Below are 16,289 nucleotides of genomic sequence, written 5' to 3'. Positions count from 1 at the left end.
GCATAACCCTTCAGCCTAACTATATCGCTCCTCGTTCCACGGATTAGCCGTGTTAGAATAACCCCTTCGCTCCCAGTAGCCGCGTTCCGGTTCGGTGAGGAACTCAACCCCGTCGACCCATTTCGCACCTTTGTAGGCGTACTTGTGGGGCGTGAGTACCCGAAGCGGGCCGCCGTGTTCGCGTGCGAGCGGTTCGCCGTCGTACGCCCACGCGAACACGACCTCCTCGCGCAGACACTCGGACAGCGGGAGATTGGTCGTGTAGCCGTCGAGGGCGGAGAACATGACGTGGACGGCGTCGTCGTCAACGCCCGCACGCTCGGCGAGGGTGGGGAAGGTGACGCCCGTGAACTCGCAGTCGAACTTACTCCACCCGGTGACACAGTGAAAGTCCTGTCGCTGCGTCTCGCTTGGCAGGTCACGAAACTCGTCCCACGTGAACGAGAGTTCGTTCTCGACAGCGCCCGTGACCGAAAACGTCCACGTCTCGGGGTCCCATTCCGGCGTATTCCCTTTCGAGAGGACGGGGAACTTGCTCGTCTCGCGTTGGCCCGGCGGCAACCGCTCACCGTCGAACTCCTGGTGGAGGTGTGTCACGTCTCTGGTGCTCATGGTCGAAGGCTAGTGTGGCGAAACCGTAGGCGTATCGACTGCGGTTCGTGACGTGGAAACGAGGGCTTGAAAGCGAGTAATCGTCGTATCACGGTATCTATCGACGACACTGACGAGTAGCGACTGAATAACAAAGGGCGGCGTGACGTAATCGGTTGACGCATGTCCGAGACAGAACAACGAACGAAAATGCGAGAAAAACCGGCGATGGAGGCGGCAGAGGAGTCCACGCGAGACGTGGCGATACTGGCGTCTGCCGTTTCGGTGCTCCTCGCGTGGCACCAGTTTTTCATCAGAGGGAATCGAGAACGCGGCCTGTTCATCGGCCTCTGGCCGCCGACCATTCTTGCGTTCGCTAGCTATTTCAACCAAAAGCGGATGGAACAGCGGCTCCAATCGCTGAAGCCGAGTAGCATCGTCGAATCGCTCGACCAGATGTTCGGCAACCGCTGACGGCGAATAGACACCTTTTCGTTTCTTCGACACTGGAGCCGGGAGCTAATTCACGAATGACTGCTCAGTAAGGGAATTATTGGAAAGATTTTTTCGAAATAAATAACTCTCGTTCGTAACCCTCGTACTATCTACCCGTCAGACTTAAGAACACCCCTCCCGAAGCGTGCAACTGTTCCAATGCCAAAGGTAGAGATAACCGTCCCGGAGCACCTCGAGATGCAAATTGCCCAGTTGGTTGACCAGGGGGAGTTCGTCAACCGCGAGGAAGCCATCGAGGACCTGCTCGCAACCGGTCTCAAAGCTTACAAGACGAGCGGCCCGATGGACGACGACCGGGAACCGGGTATGGAGGACGAGGGGATGATGGGCCACGAAGACGAGTACGTCTTCTAACACTACTCGCGCTCATGTGTGAATAGTTCTCAGAAATGCTTAAATCGACCAATTACTAATCCGCCACCATGCATAAAGACGACCTTCTCGAGCTTCACGAACAGATGGTGACGATTATGGAGTACTTCCGAGAGCAAGAAGATATCCCCGACGGGTCGTTCGACGCCTACGACCAGCTCGACGTTGACCCCTCACACGTCCACAAGTCGAAGAGCGAGCACAAACACGCCGTCTTCGTCCTCGGAAACTCGCTGGCCACCGTGATGAGTGAAGACGAGTTCAGCGAGGCCGGGCGAATCGGCAAGCGGATGGAAGAACTCGCCGACGACGCCGAGAGCAAGATCTGATTTTCGGTACCGATACGTCGTACATCTCACCCTCCTGAACCACACGAATTCGGTAGCCGACCTGACGACACCCGCACACTGAACCGCGGTCGAGCGGGGTTTCGACGTAGCAGATTACTTATAGGTAACTGATCGAAAACGTCTGACGGACGTATCACGCCAACCCGAAAGTATTTGACGAGGTTACCGTTTTGACGTAATATGGATGCGCGCACAGTCGAGAAGATAACCGATTGGGATTCTCGCCCATTCTCCGGCGGATTTGAGACGCTCCACGACCTCGCCGACACCGAGTTTTCCGGCGCCGTCCGAGCAAGCGGCACGTGGTTGCTCATGCTGAACGGCCGCGCCGTCGGCGTGTTCGGCGGCGAACTCGACGATTTCGAGAGTTCGAACGGGACGCTGTTCGAGTCACCACATCCCTCGCTTCCGCTGTTGTTCAGTATGCAAGAACGCGGTGGGAAGACGCAGGCGAAATACTACACGAACGATACGCCACTCGCCGAAGGGAGCGACACCCTCGCGGGCAAGAACTTCACCGGCTACGTCGAACTCAGCGAGAACGTCTTGAGCGGGGACTATTACGTCGTCTATCACGCAGGACGCTCGATGAGCGTCGCGTACGTCGGCGAGAGCGAACAGCTCATCACCGGTGACGAAGCGTTCGAACGGGCGAACGACGAAGTCGGAATCTACGAAGTCGTCGCCGCAGACGTCGACATCGTGGACATTCCGGAACCCGAGACGCCGGCAGAATCGTCGAGCGAGCCGGAACCGACGCCTGTCGCCGAACCGGAACCGTCGGACGAGACGGAGAGCGAACCCAAACCGGAACCAGAACCGAAACCGGAGGCGTCGTCGGTGCCCGAATCGGAGTCGGCCGAATCACCCGCGGACGCCCAGTCGCCGGCCGAGTCCGGGCAGGAGACGACACGACGACCGACGTCGACGGCGAATCAGCGACCACCACAGGACCAGCCTTCGGAAGCGAGCACGCAGTCGGCACGGGCGACCACCGGCGATAGCGAGGCGAGCGACCCACCGGCGTCGGACCCCCTCTCCGACGAAAAACAGTGGCGAGAGACGACGTCGATTCCGTCTCTCGACCCGGACAAGAGCAGTTCGTCGAAATCGCGTGAGACGAATGTCAAGCAGCGTCAAACGGCACGCCGACCCCCACAGCAACAGACACAGGAACGTGGCTCGTCCGAACGGGTGAACGAACTCGAAGCCGGACTCGCCGCGCGCGCGAAGAAAATCGAGACGCTACAGACGGAACTCGCCACCGCGGAGACCGAGCGCGACGAACTCCGACAGGAACGCAACCAACTGCAAGCGGAGGTCGAACGACTCCAGTCCGAACTCGAAACGCTCCGAGAGAGCAGCCCTGGCGCGTTCGCAGAACGGCAACTGACGCCACAGGAGGCGCTCACGGGGACGAATCTGTTCGTCCGGTACGGGTCGAAGGGGAAGGGAACGCTGGCCGACGCAGCGGCGGGTGAAGCCGAGCGCGAAACGGTCGAGTCGAATCTGAAACTCGAACACCACACGCAGTTCGAAACCGATGGCGTCGCGGTCGAAGGACGGGAGTACGAGCAGTTCCTCCACGGGTCGATGGAGTACCAGTTCGTCTCGTGGCTCGTCACCGGCCTGCTCTACGAGATTCTAGAGACCGATCATCAACGTGGGATGAGAGACCTCTTCGATGCGATTCAGGAGATAGACCGGGCCGAACTCCACGGGATGGTGACCGCAGTGGACGAGGCGGGCGAAGAACTGGAGTTGGCGTTCGACGTCATCCTGCGCGACAGGATGGGCAATCCCCTCGTCGTGGCGAACATCAACGACTCGCGCGACCCGGCGACCGGCGAGATGCTGGGGTCGCTCGTGGACGACTCGACGGAGGTCGCCGCCGCGAACGACGAACTCAGCGCGGCCTTTCAGGTCACGAAGAGCTTCTTCGAGCCTGCGGCACTGGAGACGACCGAAGAAGCGACCAGTGGCGGGTTGCTGACGCGGGAAAAACGAGCGAGTTTCGTCAAGCTATCTCGAAAACGAGGATACCATCTGTGTCTCGTCGAGTCGCGTAACGGCGAATTCTACTTGACGGTTCCAGAACTCTAGCTTTCGGCTTCTGCTTTCTCACCGATCTTCATGGTGTCGAGTTTGTCGGTGATCTCGGTGAGTTTCTCGTCGAGCTCGGCGACAAACTCTTCGGTTCGCTCGGTCGTAATCGCACCTTGGTTGGAGGGCGAGATGAGATTCTCCTCTTCGAGGACGCGAAGGGAGTATCGAACTTTGTGATGTGGGTACCCCGTCTCGTTCGACATCTTCACGATGCCGATCGGTTCGTTTTCGATGACCATCTTCAGAACCTGTAAATGGCGTTCTAGCATATCGACTTCCTTCTCAAGTCGGTCTATCATGGCATGTGTTAACTTGTCTTTGAGCCTTTTAAAGGTTGTTGTCCAGCCGTCCCGAAAAGTGTCGTACTGAAGTTTCCAGTGGGGCTAGTTAACACTTGCGGCTCGGCCGCGATAGTATCCCCGGAAGTGTCGAATCAGGCCATCCCACACCAAATTATATACACGTTCGTGTATCATCTCGCTCCGGAGACCGTAATCGGTTTACGAGGTGCGGGACAATCCACCGCCGGTATGACCGTAACTATCGTCGGTTCCCAACTCGGAGACGAGGGGAAAGGCGGCGTCGTCGACCTATACGGAGACGCCGCCGACGTCGTCGTGCGCTATCAAGGCGGCGACAACGCAGGCCACACCGTCGTTCACGATGGCACCGAATACAAACTTTCGCTCGTTCCGAGCGGAGCCGTCCGCGGCAAAGTCGGCGTGCTCGGCAATGGCTGTGTCGTCAATCCGGAGACGCTCTTCGAGGAGATCGACACGCTCCGCGAGCGTGGCCTCGAACCGGACGTTCGACTCGCGCGCAGAGCACACGTCATCCTCCCGTATCACCGCGTACTGGACGGAATCGAAGAGGAAGCCAAGAGCGATTCGAACATCAAAGTGGGAACGACGGGCCGGGGAATCGGTCCGACCTACGAGGACAAGGCAGGTCGTCGGGGCATCCGAATCGGCGACCTGCTCGACCCTGACATCCTCCGCGAGAAGCTGGAGTACGTCGTCCCGCAAAAGCGCGCGCTGGCCGAGAACGTGTTCGGCATCGAGACCGACGAAGCGTTCGACGTCGACGCGCTCTACGAGGAGTACAAGCGCTACGGCGAGCGCATGAAAGAGGAGAACATGACCGTCGAGGCCGGGGAGTTCCTCGCCGCTTCCCTCGACGACGGCGACGGAGTGATGTTCGAGGGTGCACAGGGCACCCTCATCGATATCGACCACGGAAACTACCCCTACGTCACCTCCTCGAACCCGACCGCAGGTGGAGCCGCCACGGGAACCGGCCTCAGCCCCGGCATCGTCGGTGGCGGTGAGATCATCGGCATCGTGAAAGCCTACCTCACGCGTGTCGGGAGTGGACCCCTTCCGACCGAACTCGGTGGCGTCGTCGGTGACACGCCCGACTACGACGAACAGGGGAGTGGCGAAAACGAGAAACTCGCCGAGTACATCCGCGAGGAGGGCGGCGAATACGGCACCGTCACCGGTCGGCCGCGCCGGGTCGGATGGCTGGACATGCCGATGCTCCGCCACGCCGCACGCGTGAGCGGCTTCACCGGTCTCGCCGTCAACCACATCGACGTGCTCGCGGGTATCGAAGCAGTGAAAGTCGGCCACAGCTACCAGCTGGACGGCGAGGAGGCATTCACGATCCCGGCCACGACCGAACGCTGGGGTCGCTGTGAACCGAACTACCGGACGTTCGAAGGGTGGCCCGAAGTCGACTGGAGCGAGGTCGTAGACGAAGGCTACGACGCGATTCCCGAGAACGCCCGGACCTATCTCGAATACGTCAGCGACGAACTCGACACGCCCATCTACGCCGTCGGCGTCGGCCCGGGCAGAGAGGAAACCGTCACCCTGACCGACCCGTTCGAGTAGACGCACCACTCTCAGCCCGTCTTCTCTTCTCATTCCATCGCCGTCAGATAGATCGCGAGCAGCGCGAACCCGATTCCTGTGACCTTCCGTGCGGTGAGGGGTTCGTCCAGAAACGCGATTCCGAGTATCGAACTCGTGGCGATGAACAGGCCGAAGATGGGGACGACGACGCTCACCGGCCCGGTCGCGAGCGCACGATAGTACGCGAGGATGCCGATGGCGAGGAACACGCCCGCGAGATACATGAAGGGGGCCTTGTCGCCAGTGAGGTGTGGAACGATCTGTTCACCCTCGTACACCGTGACGGCGAGCGCGGCGAGGACGAGCATCCCGTTCGCTACCAGCGCGGCCACCGTATCCGGTATCTCCTGCGTGGCGATGCTCACGAGCGGCGGCAGTGCAGTGTACCCAACGAGGGCGACGATGGCCCACCCGACGTAGTTCATACCGGGCGGTTTCGGCCGAGGGGTGAGAGGCGTTTCGAAAGCGGAACCTGATCGAACGCGTACCGCCACGACAATGCGACTGACCAGCCACGGTGGAACGAATAGCGGGCCATCGACCGCACCTGAAACCGGAAAGAAGAGATTCGCGTCGCCGAACCCGTCACGCTTTTGCCCCACCCCTTCGTCCACCCTGTCATGAAGAAATCCCTGATGGACATCATCTGTTGTCCGCTGGACAAACAGGAACTCGAGCTCGATGTCAAACAGGAAGACGGCGAAGAGGTTCTGCAAGGAAGTCTGACCTGCACCGAGTGTGGCGAGCGCTATCCTATCGAGGACGGAATTCCGAACCTCCTCCCGCCGGACATGCGCGAGGCCTGAACATTATACTGTAGTAATCCTAAGAGAGAACCGTGCCGGGGACGCTGCCGATCCACATCAACCGCGAGGGGTTACACGACATCGACGTAGCAACGTCGTTCGAAACTGACGATTCGTTCACCATCGCACTCGAAAATCACGGTGCGCCGGTGCACACCTACGTCCATCTGGACGACGAACTCTCCGAGGTCGCCTCGCTCGAGGCGACCAACCACTACGTCGAAGCGGGGACGACTGAACACGTAACGGTCACGGTTCACGGCGGCCCCGCGCGTGGGAAACTGAAAGTCGCCACGGGGTACGGCGCAGAGAGTACCTACGTGGACGTGTCTATCGCCGAACCCGACGACGAGGAGGACTCGATTCCGGTAGACGAGAAACTCTCGAAACCCCAGCGCCGCAACGTCGACCCCGAACCCGACTCGTCGGAACTGCTGAAGAACGCACCACTCCTCGTCCTCGCTGCGTTCGCCCTCATCCTCGTCATCGCCGTCGGAGCCATCGTCGACGGTGTCGTCGCAGTGTTCGGTGCGCTGGTGATTCTGGCCGGACTGGGCGTCGCGGCGTTCTTCCTCACGCAGTAGTTCGGGTCGCATCAGCGTTCCCGCCCCCGACAACCGCATTCCTTTTTGTGGTTCTGTGCGTGCTGACCGACAATGTCACTCGCTGCAGCCACCCGTGCGGCGGTTCGGCGGCGACCGTTCCTCGCGACCGCGCTCCGTGCGGGAGTGGTGAACTACACCGCCGCCGCTCGATTTCTCGCCGAGGAGGTCGGCGACGACACCGACGCGATTGCGACGGCGTTGAACCGATTCGCCGACGAAGTGCCGGACTATCGAACAGACGCGCGGAACGCTCGGGTCGCCATGCAGAGCGGTCTCGGCGAATCGGACGACGACCCGCTGCTCGTCGTCGGCGAGACCGGGTTCTCGCCCGATTCCGGGTCGCTCACGGCGGTCGTCGCCACCGGAGAGGTGGACGCCGCGGCACTCTCGCACGTCCTCGCACGGCTCTCGACGGCAGAAATCGACGTCGTCGCGGCCGCCATCGCCGATTCGCTCGTCGTGGTCGTCGAACGCCGGGACGGTGCGAACGCAGTGCGGGCAGTCGAAGACGCACTCGATTCGGTGCCAGAACTCGACGGACAGTAGCTTTCCGACGATTTAAAACGCGTGCTGACAGTACCCTTCTGCATGCCACTCTCCGTAACGAACACGCTCACGGGAGAGCGGGAACCGTTCGAACCGGGCGACCCCGATTCCGTGCTGCTCTACTACTGCGGGTTGACCGTCTCGGACGACCCGCACCTCGGTCACGCGCGCGGGTGGGTACACACCGACGTCATGCACCGCTGGCTGGAACACCTCGGCTACGACGTCCACCACGTCGAGAACTTCACCGACGTCAACGAGAAAATCGTGGCACGGGTAGGCGAAGACGACCTCGGCGACGACGAAGCCGAGGTCGCTCGAACGTTCATCACGCACGTCATCCGCGACATGCGCGACCTGAACCTGAAACGGGCGGAGGTGTATCCCCGCGTCAGCGAACACGTCCCGGAGATAATCGACCTCATCGAGACGCTAATAGAGAAGGGCTACGCCTACGAATCGAACGGGTCGGTCTACTTCGACGTGACGACGTTCGACGACTACGGCAAACTCTCGAACCAGAAGGTCGACGAGATGGAATCGCAGGGCGACGAGGACCGCTCGGACAAACGCAATCCGGCCGACTTCGCACTCTGGAAGGCAGACGGCGTGAGCGAAGACGCGCTCGAAGACCACCGTCACCCGGACACCGACTACGCCGTCTCCCACCCCACCGGCCAGACGTGGGAGTCGCCGTGGGGTGAGGGACGACCGGGGTGGCACATCGAGTGCTCGGCGATGAGCATGAAACACCTCGGCGAGACCATCGACATCCACGTCGGGGGCCAGGATCTCGTCTTCCCCCACCACGAAAACGAGGTGGCCCAGAGCGAAGCCGCGACCGGCCACCAGTTCGCCCGGTACTGGCTCCACGTCCGGCTCCTCGAAACCGGGGGCGAGAAGATGAGTTCGAGCCTGCAGAACTTCTTCACCGTCCGGGATTCGGTGGCGGAGCTCGGCGCGAACGCGGTCCGGATGTTCCTCCTCTCGACGTCGTACGCCAACCCCCAGACCTACAGCGACGAGACGGTGAGCGAGGCGGTCGACCGCTGGGAACGACTGTCGGGCGGCTACGACCGCGCACTCGACGCACTCGACGGTCCGGACGCCCGAACGAAGGTCGACGACGACGACCTGCGCGGGGCAGTCGACGAGACGACCGCCGACTTCGAGGCCGCGATGAACGACGACTTCAACACGCGGCGGGCGCTGGCTGCCCTCTTAGACCTCGTGACCGCGGTCAACCGTCACGTCGACGACCACGAAGAGTACGATTACGACGGTCTGCGGCGAGCGGTGGAGACGTTCGAAGAACTCGGCGGCGGCGTCCTCGGATTCACCCTCGGCGACGAGACGGGTGGCGACGTGCGACTCGCGGAAGACCTCGTCGAACTCGTCCTCGACCTGCGTGAACGGGAACGAGAGGCGGGGAACTACGAGCGCGCCGACGCCCTCCGAGACGACCTGCAGGCGCTCGGCGTCGAGGTGCAGGATACCGATTCCGGCCCGTCGTTCAAACTGCCATAGCGGCGTCTGATCGCGGATTCCGTCTCGGTTTCGAGAGTCGTCGGGTTTATACTACGTCACTGAGTACCGGATTTCTATAATGGAACGGAAACTAGCCACGAGTGCAGTGTTAGTAGTCCTCGTACTCACAAGTGGCTGTCTCGGGGTCATCCTCGGTGATAGCCTCGCGTTCAGCGCGAACAAGGCGACCGTCGACGAGAAGACGGTCTCGGATACGGGCTACGAAACGGCAGACGTCAAGCAGAAGACGGTCAAACAGACGTTCGAAGCCGCGGGGCAGTCACGCGACGTCGAGGTGACGAACTGGGTCGCACAGTACGAGAAGTCGGCCGGCGTTCCGGGTGTCGCCGAGGGGACGGTCTCGAAGTTCGTCGTCCTCAGCAGTCCGAAGGTCGAAGTCTTCGAGCAGAAATTCAACCCGCTGGCCCGCTACAGCGACAAGAAGATGGTCGAGAAGTTCGTCGCCGGGTACGCCAACATCCGCGACGTCCAGCGAGTCGGGTCGAACAACGTGACGATGCTCGGCTCGGAAACCGAGGTCTCGAAGTTCACCGGAACGGCGAAGACGAACGGCGTGAGCGTCGACGTGAACGTCCACGTCGCTCAGGTGGAACACGGTGACGACATCGTCGTCGTGCTGGCGGTCTATCCGGAGAAGATAGACGAGTCGGAGAACGTCTATCGACTCATCGAGGGTATCGAACACGAAGAGTGATCGGACGACGTTTTTTCTCCCCGCTCTCAGTACGAACCGTATGCGCCGCACTCGTAACATCGGTCTCGTGGTGACGGTCCTCGGTCTGGTGGGTTATCTGGTCGGCGTGGCCCAACCGTATCCGGGTCGGGCGTTCTCTATCACGGGAATCATGGTCGGAATCACACTCGTCACCATCGGCGGCGTCTCGTCGGAGGAACGGCGATGACCGTCGAAGCACTCTCGTTCGGCGAGGGAACGGTCGAGACGAGCACCGACATCGAAACCGCCCGCTCGCGACCGGGGCAGGTGTGGGTTCGCGCGAGCGACGCGACCCCTGCCGAACTCGACCGGGTGGCGGAGCGATTCGACATCCACCAGCTCTCAATCGAAGACATCCGCAACGAGGTACGACCGAAGACGGAAGAATTCGAAGGGTACACGTTCGTGTTGCTCAAGACGGCAGAGCTCGTTCGCGGCGACACGACGTTTCGAGAGGAGATTCGAGTGGAACCGGTCGGACTGTTCGTCGGGGACGACTGGCTCGTCACGCTCTCGGAACATCGCCTCGGTGCCGTCGAACACGTCTGGCAGGCCGCCGTGGACGGTGACCGGCGCATTCTCGGACGGGGGGTGGATTTCACTGCCTACCGCATCTGTGATGGCATCGTCGACGACTACTTTTCCGTCCTCAACCGAATCGAAGACCAGATAGAGGCGGTCGAAGACGCCGTCATCACCGACACGAGCATCGAGACGCTAGAATCTATCAACAACGTTCGCCGCGAACTCCTCTCGTTCAGGAAACTCGCGTGGCCGACGCGCGAGGCGCTGGGCTATCTCGCGCGTGGCGACCCCGACCAGGTCCATCCCGAGACGGAGAAATACTTCCGCGACGTGTACGACCACCTCGTCCAGCTCGTCGACCTGACCGAGACGTACCGCGAACTGGCCAGCGGTGCGCGCGACATCTATCTCAACTCGCTTTCCGTCTCGACCAACGAGGTGATGAAGAAGCTCACGGTGGTCGCGACCATCGTTCTCCCGCTGACGTTCGTCGTCGGCCTGTACGGGATGAACTTCCGCGGGAGTCCGTACAACGCCCCCGAGTTCGAGTGGGCGTACGGCTACCCCGCCGTGATGGTGGGGATGGCGCTCGTGACGGGGATTCTCGTGGTGTACTTTCGGGAATCGGGCTGGCTGTAGGTCGTCCGAGGACGAAGACGAGCGCGAGGATCGTCTTTCTGCTACAGTCCGAAATCAGAGAGGTTCGCCTGCACGCCCGAGACCATCTCGGATTTTCGCCGGAGTGCGGTCATCGATATCGGCAGTTCGGGAACGATGTTTCGCACTGCGGCGTGAAACGACTCGGATTCGCCGAACTCACCGTCGAACGCGTTGCGGACGCTCTCGCGCACCTGCCAGACGCCGACGGGTGCCCAGTAGTCGTCGCTCACCTCGCGTAAGACGAGGGCTTTCGCCTGTCGACCGACGCTTTCTAGATGTTCGAGCACGCCGAGACGCGAGGCGTAGTACGCACCCGCCGTCTCCTCGACGTACTTCGTTCGCCCCTCGTATCCCTCGTGGGCGCTTCCCATCCAGATGTCTCCCGTCGGGGATGGGTTCCAGATGCTCCCCGGCGCTTTCATCTCCACGAGTTCGAACTCCCACTGGCCCGGCGCGAGGACGACCCAGTAGCGGTTGCCCATGTACTCGTTGACCCACACCTGAGTCTCGTCGATGCTCGGCGCGTTTCGGATGCGCCCCCGGAGATACTGCCCGATGGTGTCGTCGACGGCCGTTATCGACCAGCGCGTCGGGACGAGTTTCCGATTCTGCCCTCGACCGAGCGCCCCCGCCGAGAGGATGTTGTTGATGTCGTAGACGTCGAATCCCCGGCGGTAGAGGTAGTTCATCGCGCCTTGTGCCTGCCAGTCGTCGTCTTCGAGCGTCTTCTTTACGGGGCGGGGGACGTGGGGATTCTCCGCGAGCGACGCCGAATCCGCCCGTGCCGAGGGGCCGGTCGGCGTCGTGACGTCGTCGACGTTCACCTCCAGGTCGAGTTTCTCCGAGAGGCCGATCTCCACGTCCACCGGGCGGTCGGCGATGGCGATCTCGCGCTGGACGCCGACGAACCCGTCCCACACGTCGTCGACGTTCACTTTCGCGGAGCGATTCGAGTTCAACAGGCCGGTTCGATACTGGAGGACGTTGTCGATGTCGAGTCCGCGCCGATACCAGTCGCCGCTGGTGGCGAACTCGGATGCGCGCTCTTCTTCCCCGACCGGCGAGAGGATACCGGTCGAGACGTTTGGGTACGACGACCGCCCGACGAACACCGAGGGTGAGGTGCTCCCGAACAGGGAATCGCCCTGTGCCACCTCCGAGAAACGGTCCTCGAAGTCGTCTACGTAATCCAAGATTTCGTAGGATTTTTCCTCGGCGAGGCGGCGTCGACGCTCGTCCTCGTCGGGTCGCAGGTCGTCGATGTACTCGTCCAACCGCATTCGCAGACCGTAGGGTCGCGGGTGGCTTGAACGTTCGGTCACGCCACCGGCCGACGGAGACAGACCGCAGTCGTGAGTTGCGATAGCAGCCGCTCGACGGTGAGTGCAAAAAAGGAAGCCGACCTAGCTGTGGATTCCCATCGCTTCGATCTGTTCTTGATACCGATTGCGGATGGTGACCTCGGTCACCTGGGCGACGTCTGCGACTTCGCGCTGTGTCTTTTTCTCGTTGCAGAGAAGCGACGCGGCGTAAATCGCGGCGGCGGCGTAGCCCGTCGGTGATTTGCCCGAGAGCAACCCTTCTTCGGCGGTCGTTTCGATGATGTCGTTTGCTTTCGACTGGACTTCTTCGCTGAGTTCGAGTTCAGAACAGAACCGAGGGACGTATTTTTTCGGGTCGACGGGTTTCATCTCGAGGCCGAGTTCCTGTGAGATGTATCGATACGTTCGTCCGATTTCTTTTCGCTCTACGCGAGATACCTCCGAAATCTCTTCGAGACTTCGTGGAATCCCCTCCTTTCGACAGGCGGCGTAGAGTGCGCTCGTTGCGACGCCTTCGATGGAACGCCCGCGAATCAAATCTTCTTTGAGTGCTCGGCGGTAGATGACCGAGGCAACTTCGCGGACGGACCGGGGAACACCGAGTGCAGACGCCATCCGGTCGATTTCGGAGAGGGCGAACTGCAGATTTCGTTCGCCCGCGTCCTTCGTCCGAATGCGTTCTTGCCACTTGCGCAGTCGGTGCATCTGACTGCGCTTTTTGGAAGAAATAGACCGACCGTAGGCGTCTTTGTCCTTCCAGTCGATGGTCGTCGTCAAGCCTTTGTCGTGCATCGTCTGCGTCGTGGGCGCGCCCACGCGAGATTTCTGCTGGCGTTCCTGGTGGTTGAACGCACGCCACTCCGGGCCGGGGTCGATCTGTTCTTCCTCGACGACTAACCCACAGTCGTCACAGACCAGTTCTGCCCGGTCGGTACTCTTGACCAGATTTTCAGACCCACATTCAGGACAAGACCGCTCTCCCTCTCGTTCGTTCGCCGTTTGCTCCCCTTCTAATTGGCGCTCCCGCTGGCGAGTGGACCGTGTCATCGCACTTTTATAGTAGTAGCTTCGAGGTACTTATATCCTCGGGCAATAGCTATATATATCTGACAACCGGTAGCACACCCGTCAGCCGTACCGGAACCTGTTTACTCACACACAGACGAGTGCCGACAATGCCAATCATCGAGTGTGACGTGGACGAAGCGCGCGAGGCGCTCGCCAGCGCCGGCGTCATCGTCTCGGAGGGGAAAACCGAGTACGAACACTGGCGAGCGAAGCGCGGCGACGCCATCGCCATCGCGTACGACGACAAGGTCGTGATACAGGGTTCGAACCCTCAGGATATCGAATCACTGCTGTCCGACGCGGCCGGTCACGCCTACGTCTACTTCGACGGTGCCTGTCGCGGGAATCCCGGCCCCGCGGCTACCGGGTGGGTCATCGTCACCAGCGACGGCATCGCTGCAGAGGGTGGCAAGCGAATCGGACGGGCGACCAACAATCAGGCCGAGTACGAAGCGCTCGTCGAAGCGCTCGAAACCGCCACCGACTACGGGTTCGACACCGTCGACGTGAAAGGCGACTCCCAACTCATCGTCAAACAGGTGACCGGCGCGTGGAAGACGAACGACCCCGAACTGCGCGAACGGCGGGTGCGGGTGCGCGAACTCCTCGACGAGTTCGACAGCTGGTCGCTCAAGCACGTTCCGCGAGAGGTAAACGAACGCGCCGACAAACTCGCAAACGAGGCGTTAGACGATGGCTGACCTGCCACCCCAGACCGTCGAAGAGGCGGAGCGACTGACACACCTCGCGCGCGCTGCCCGCGAGGACGAAGCCGAGGCCTACCGCGCGGAACGCGAGCGACTGCTCGCGGAACACGATTTCACCGCGCGTATCCGCGAGGAGGACGTCCGTACCGTGCTCGTCCTCCACCCGGGCGAGTGGGTCGAAGACGGGACGATTCGAGTCGAACGAATCGAAGACACGGAACGTGCCGTCGAGATACCACTCGACGGTGCCGGCGACCCGGACGATTGGGACGAGATAGACGACCACAACCGTGCCGTCGCACGAACGGTCCGTGAGGAACACGGTGACGTTCACGGCGCGAACGCCTCGGCGTTCGCCGACTTCATGAGCAACCACTACGCCCGGCGCGTCGAGACTGCGACCGAGGACGAAGTCACCGAGTTCTGTACGGAGTATTTCAAACGGAACGCCTGGCCGACAGACCAGCAAAAGAAAGTCGTCGAGAAATCTCTCGAACTCGTGTTCGAGTCAGTTAGCTGTGTTTCTCGATGAGCGAACGTACCTGCTCCGCACGTTCTTCGTTCGTGACGAACTTCGAGAGTGACCACGCCAGCGAATCTTCGACGGCGTCGAGCCCCTGTTGTGTGAGTCCGTACTCGTTGGTACGCTTGTCGAGTTCGCTCTTCTTGACCAGTCCGCGCTCGACCAGCGTGTCGAGGTTGGGATACAGGCGACCGTGGTTCACTTCTGCGTCGTAGAAGTCCTCCAGTTCGCGCTTGATGGCGAGTCCGTACATCGGCTCCTCGGTGAGGACGATGAGGATGTTGCGCTGGAATGCAGTTAAGTCACGAGCGGTACTACTTTCGGCGAGTGTTTGTGCCTCTGACATTGGCTTTGACACGACCAGATATGTAACCGGGATATTTAACCCTTCGCAAGTTTCTTGGTGTTTCTCTCCGTTTTCGTTCGATTTTGATACCCGTGCGCAATACCGTGATTACGGAGGTGTGTAGCGGCTGAGGTGTTGGCGAACGGGTACAGATGGATGGTTTGCAACGATGCCGAAAGGCCTTTTTGGTCTTCCCGTCGATTCGCAGGTGACCCATGACGAATCTCTGGGAAGACCTCGAAACGGGGCCGAACGCTCCCGAGGAAATCTACGCAGTCGTCGAGTGTCTCAAAGGCGACCGAAACAAATACGAATACGACAAGGACATCCCCGGCGTGATGTTGGACCGCGTCCTTCACAGTAACGTCCACTACCCCGGTGACTACGGGTTCATCCCGCAGTCGTACTACGACGACGAAGACCCCTTCGACGTGCTCGTGCTCGTCGAAGACTCGACGTTCCCCGGCTGTGTCATCGAAGTCCGCCCGGTCGGACTCATGAAGATGGACGACGACGGCGAACAGGACGACAAGGTCATCGCCGTCCCCATCGAAGACCCGCGTTTCGACCACATCGAGGACATCGACGACGTCACCCAACAGCAGAAAGACGAAATCGACGAATTCTTCCAGACCTACAAGAACCTCGAAGCGGGCAAGGAAGTCGAAACTCTGGGCTGGGAGGACAAACAGGCGTCACTCGACGCTATCGAACACGCACAGAATCTGTACGACGAACATTTCGGATAGCTGTCTATCGGGCGAACCTGTCTGGTAGCGACGGAATCAACGAAACTTTTCTGCTGTTGAACCACCGTCTGTAGGTCTACGAGAGACGTAACACGCCGCCACCCGGACCACATCACTTATAACTGATATAGTAATCCATCCGTAATTATTTACTACTGGACAAAGCTATGGAATATCAATGCCCTCCGGTTTTATCGTCGAACGCTCATCTGTAGAAGTCAGTACTTAGGATCTGCTCGAACCAGTCGTCGGTGTTGAGGATCCAGCCCAAGAAGTTTAGATAGCCCTGTAAGTGGTGTTTTGAGACGCCTCGGAACC

The 16,289-nt window shown here is 60.6% G+C and carries 21 protein-coding genes and 1 pseudogene; 15 read left to right on the top strand and 7 right to left on the bottom strand.

From position 1 onward, the window contains the following. Nucleotides 1-15 precede the first annotated feature (15 nt). On the bottom strand, nt 16-612 hold the full coding sequence (locus ACR3FF_RS16890; RefSeq protein WP_458189263.1) for a sulfite oxidase-like oxidoreductase: 597 nt from the start codon (nt 610-612) through the stop codon (nt 16-18). A 207-nt stretch (nt 613-819) separates the two neighbouring features. Between ACR3FF_RS16890 and ACR3FF_RS16885 the strand changes: the two genes are divergently transcribed. The 4 genes from ACR3FF_RS16885 (at nt 820) to ACR3FF_RS16870 (ending at nt 3,932) form a co-directional block, all read left to right on the top strand. Next, nucleotides 820-1,065 carry a hypothetical protein gene (locus ACR3FF_RS16885; protein WP_458189282.1) on the top strand — a complete coding sequence of 82 codons (246 nt, stop codon included), beginning with the start codon at nt 820-822 and terminating at the stop codon, nt 1,063-1,065. A gap of 180 nt (nt 1,066-1,245) precedes the next feature. Beyond that, a complete protein-coding gene (locus ACR3FF_RS16880; protein ID WP_458189262.1) occupies nt 1,246-1,461 on the top strand; it encodes a ribbon-helix-helix domain-containing protein in 216 nt (71 codons plus the stop codon). A 68-nt stretch (nt 1,462-1,529) separates the two neighbouring features. Then, nucleotides 1,530-1,808, top strand: coding sequence for a UPF0058 family protein (locus tag ACR3FF_RS16875; RefSeq protein ID WP_458189261.1), 279 nt, complete (start codon nt 1,530-1,532; stop codon nt 1,806-1,808). A 201-nt stretch (nt 1,809-2,009) separates the two neighbouring features. Beyond that, on the top strand, nt 2,010-3,932 hold the full coding sequence (locus ACR3FF_RS16870) for a DUF7527 domain-containing protein (protein WP_458189259.1): 1,923 nt from the start codon (nt 2,010-2,012) through the stop codon (nt 3,930-3,932). On the opposite strand, the gene ACR3FF_RS16865 is transcribed toward ACR3FF_RS16870, so the two are convergent. After that, nucleotides 3,929-4,234 carry a hypothetical protein gene (locus ACR3FF_RS16865; protein WP_458189258.1) on the bottom strand — a complete coding sequence of 102 codons (306 nt, stop codon included), beginning with the start codon at nt 4,232-4,234 and terminating at the stop codon, nt 3,929-3,931. The genes ACR3FF_RS16870 and ACR3FF_RS16865 overlap by 4 nt on opposite strands. 231 nt (nt 4,235-4,465) lie before the next feature. On the opposite strand from ACR3FF_RS16865, the gene ACR3FF_RS16860 reads away from it, so the two are divergent. Next, a complete protein-coding gene (locus tag ACR3FF_RS16860) occupies nt 4,466-5,830 on the top strand; it encodes an adenylosuccinate synthase (RefSeq protein WP_458189257.1) in 1,365 nt (454 codons plus the stop codon). A 29-nt stretch (nt 5,831-5,859) separates the two neighbouring features. Here the strand turns inward: ACR3FF_RS16860 and ACR3FF_RS16855 are convergent, their stop codons facing one another. Continuing rightward, the gene (locus ACR3FF_RS16855; RefSeq protein WP_458189256.1) at nt 5,860-6,276 is read right to left on the bottom strand and encodes an EamA family transporter; all 417 of its coding nucleotides are present in this window, start codon (nt 6,274-6,276) and stop codon (nt 5,860-5,862) included. Nucleotides 6,277-6,471: 195 nt separating this feature from the next. On the opposite strand from ACR3FF_RS16855, the gene ACR3FF_RS16850 reads away from it, so the two are divergent. The 7 genes from ACR3FF_RS16850 (at nt 6,472) to corA (ending at nt 11,235) form a co-directional block, all read left to right on the top strand. Beyond that, a complete protein-coding gene (locus ACR3FF_RS16850; protein ID WP_458189255.1) occupies nt 6,472-6,657 on the top strand; it encodes a methytransferase partner Trm112 in 186 nt (61 codons plus the stop codon). A 32-nt stretch (nt 6,658-6,689) separates the two neighbouring features. Continuing rightward, nucleotides 6,690-7,241 (top strand): DUF7524 family protein, encoded by a 552-nt coding sequence (locus ACR3FF_RS16845; RefSeq protein ID WP_458189254.1) that lies wholly within the window; start codon nt 6,690-6,692, stop codon nt 7,239-7,241. A gap of 72 nt (nt 7,242-7,313) precedes the next feature. Next, nucleotides 7,314-7,808: a DUF7523 family protein gene (locus tag ACR3FF_RS16840; RefSeq protein WP_458189253.1), complete on the top strand. Its 495-nt coding sequence runs from the start codon at nt 7,314-7,316 to the stop codon at nt 7,806-7,808. Nucleotides 7,809-7,850: 42 nt separating this feature from the next. Beyond that, the gene (gene cysS / locus ACR3FF_RS16835) at nt 7,851-9,335 is read left to right on the top strand and encodes a cysteine--tRNA ligase (protein WP_458189252.1); all 1,485 of its coding nucleotides are present in this window, start codon (nt 7,851-7,853) and stop codon (nt 9,333-9,335) included. Between the two features lie 79 nt (nt 9,336-9,414). Beyond that, entirely contained in the window at nt 9,415-10,050 is a 636-nt protein-coding gene (locus tag ACR3FF_RS16830) for a DUF6517 family protein (protein WP_458189251.1), read from the top strand. A gap of 40 nt (nt 10,051-10,090) precedes the next feature. Continuing rightward, a complete protein-coding gene (locus ACR3FF_RS16825) occupies nt 10,091-10,258 on the top strand; it encodes a hypothetical protein (protein ID WP_458189250.1) in 168 nt (55 codons plus the stop codon). Further along, entirely contained in the window at nt 10,255-11,235 is a 981-nt protein-coding gene (gene corA, locus ACR3FF_RS16820; protein ID WP_458189249.1) for a magnesium/cobalt transporter CorA, read from the top strand. Before ACR3FF_RS16825 ends, corA begins: the two co-directional genes overlap by 4 nt. Nucleotides 11,236-11,276: 41 nt before the next feature. Here the strand turns inward: corA and nreA are convergent, their stop codons facing one another. Then, nucleotides 11,277-12,536, bottom strand: a complete 1,260-nt coding sequence (gene nreA / locus ACR3FF_RS16815) for a DNA repair protein NreA (protein ID WP_458189248.1) — start codon at nt 12,534-12,536, stop codon at nt 11,277-11,279. A gap of 123 nt (nt 12,537-12,659) precedes the next feature. Beyond that, a complete protein-coding gene (locus tag ACR3FF_RS16810) occupies nt 12,660-13,625 on the bottom strand; it encodes a transcription initiation factor IIB (protein WP_458189247.1) in 966 nt (321 codons plus the stop codon). Between the two features lie 128 nt (nt 13,626-13,753). Between ACR3FF_RS16810 and rnhA the strand changes: the two genes are divergently transcribed. Both rnhA and ACR3FF_RS16800 read left to right on the top strand, forming a co-directional pair. Then, the gene (gene rnhA / locus ACR3FF_RS16805; RefSeq protein WP_458189246.1) at nt 13,754-14,347 is read left to right on the top strand and encodes a ribonuclease HI; all 594 of its coding nucleotides are present in this window, start codon (nt 13,754-13,756) and stop codon (nt 14,345-14,347) included. After that, nucleotides 14,340-14,885, top strand: coding sequence for a DUF7108 family protein (locus tag ACR3FF_RS16800; protein WP_458189245.1), 546 nt, complete (start codon nt 14,340-14,342; stop codon nt 14,883-14,885). Before rnhA ends, ACR3FF_RS16800 begins: the two co-directional genes overlap by 8 nt. Here ACR3FF_RS16800 and ACR3FF_RS16795 read toward each other — a convergent pair. Next, nucleotides 14,866-15,222: a PadR family transcriptional regulator gene (locus ACR3FF_RS16795; protein WP_458189243.1), complete on the bottom strand. Its 357-nt coding sequence runs from the start codon at nt 15,220-15,222 to the stop codon at nt 14,866-14,868. The two genes, ACR3FF_RS16800 and ACR3FF_RS16795, sit on opposite strands and share 20 nt — an antisense overlap. Nucleotides 15,223-15,437: 215 nt before the next feature. Between ACR3FF_RS16795 and ACR3FF_RS16790 the strand changes: the two genes are divergently transcribed. Further along, complete coding sequence (locus tag ACR3FF_RS16790; RefSeq protein ID WP_458189242.1) at nt 15,438-15,971, top strand: inorganic diphosphatase; 534 nt, start codon at nt 15,438-15,440, stop codon at nt 15,969-15,971. A gap of 205 nt (nt 15,972-16,176) precedes the next feature. On the opposite strand, the pseudogene ACR3FF_RS16785 reads toward ACR3FF_RS16790, so the two are convergent. Continuing rightward, a pseudogene (locus ACR3FF_RS16785) lies at nt 16,177-16,289 on the bottom strand (IS1595-like element ISHti5 family transposase); the annotation flags it as partial.

This window comes from Haladaptatus ordinarius (assembly GCF_054177595.1).
This window is presented reverse-complemented; position numbering and strand designations above follow the sequence as displayed.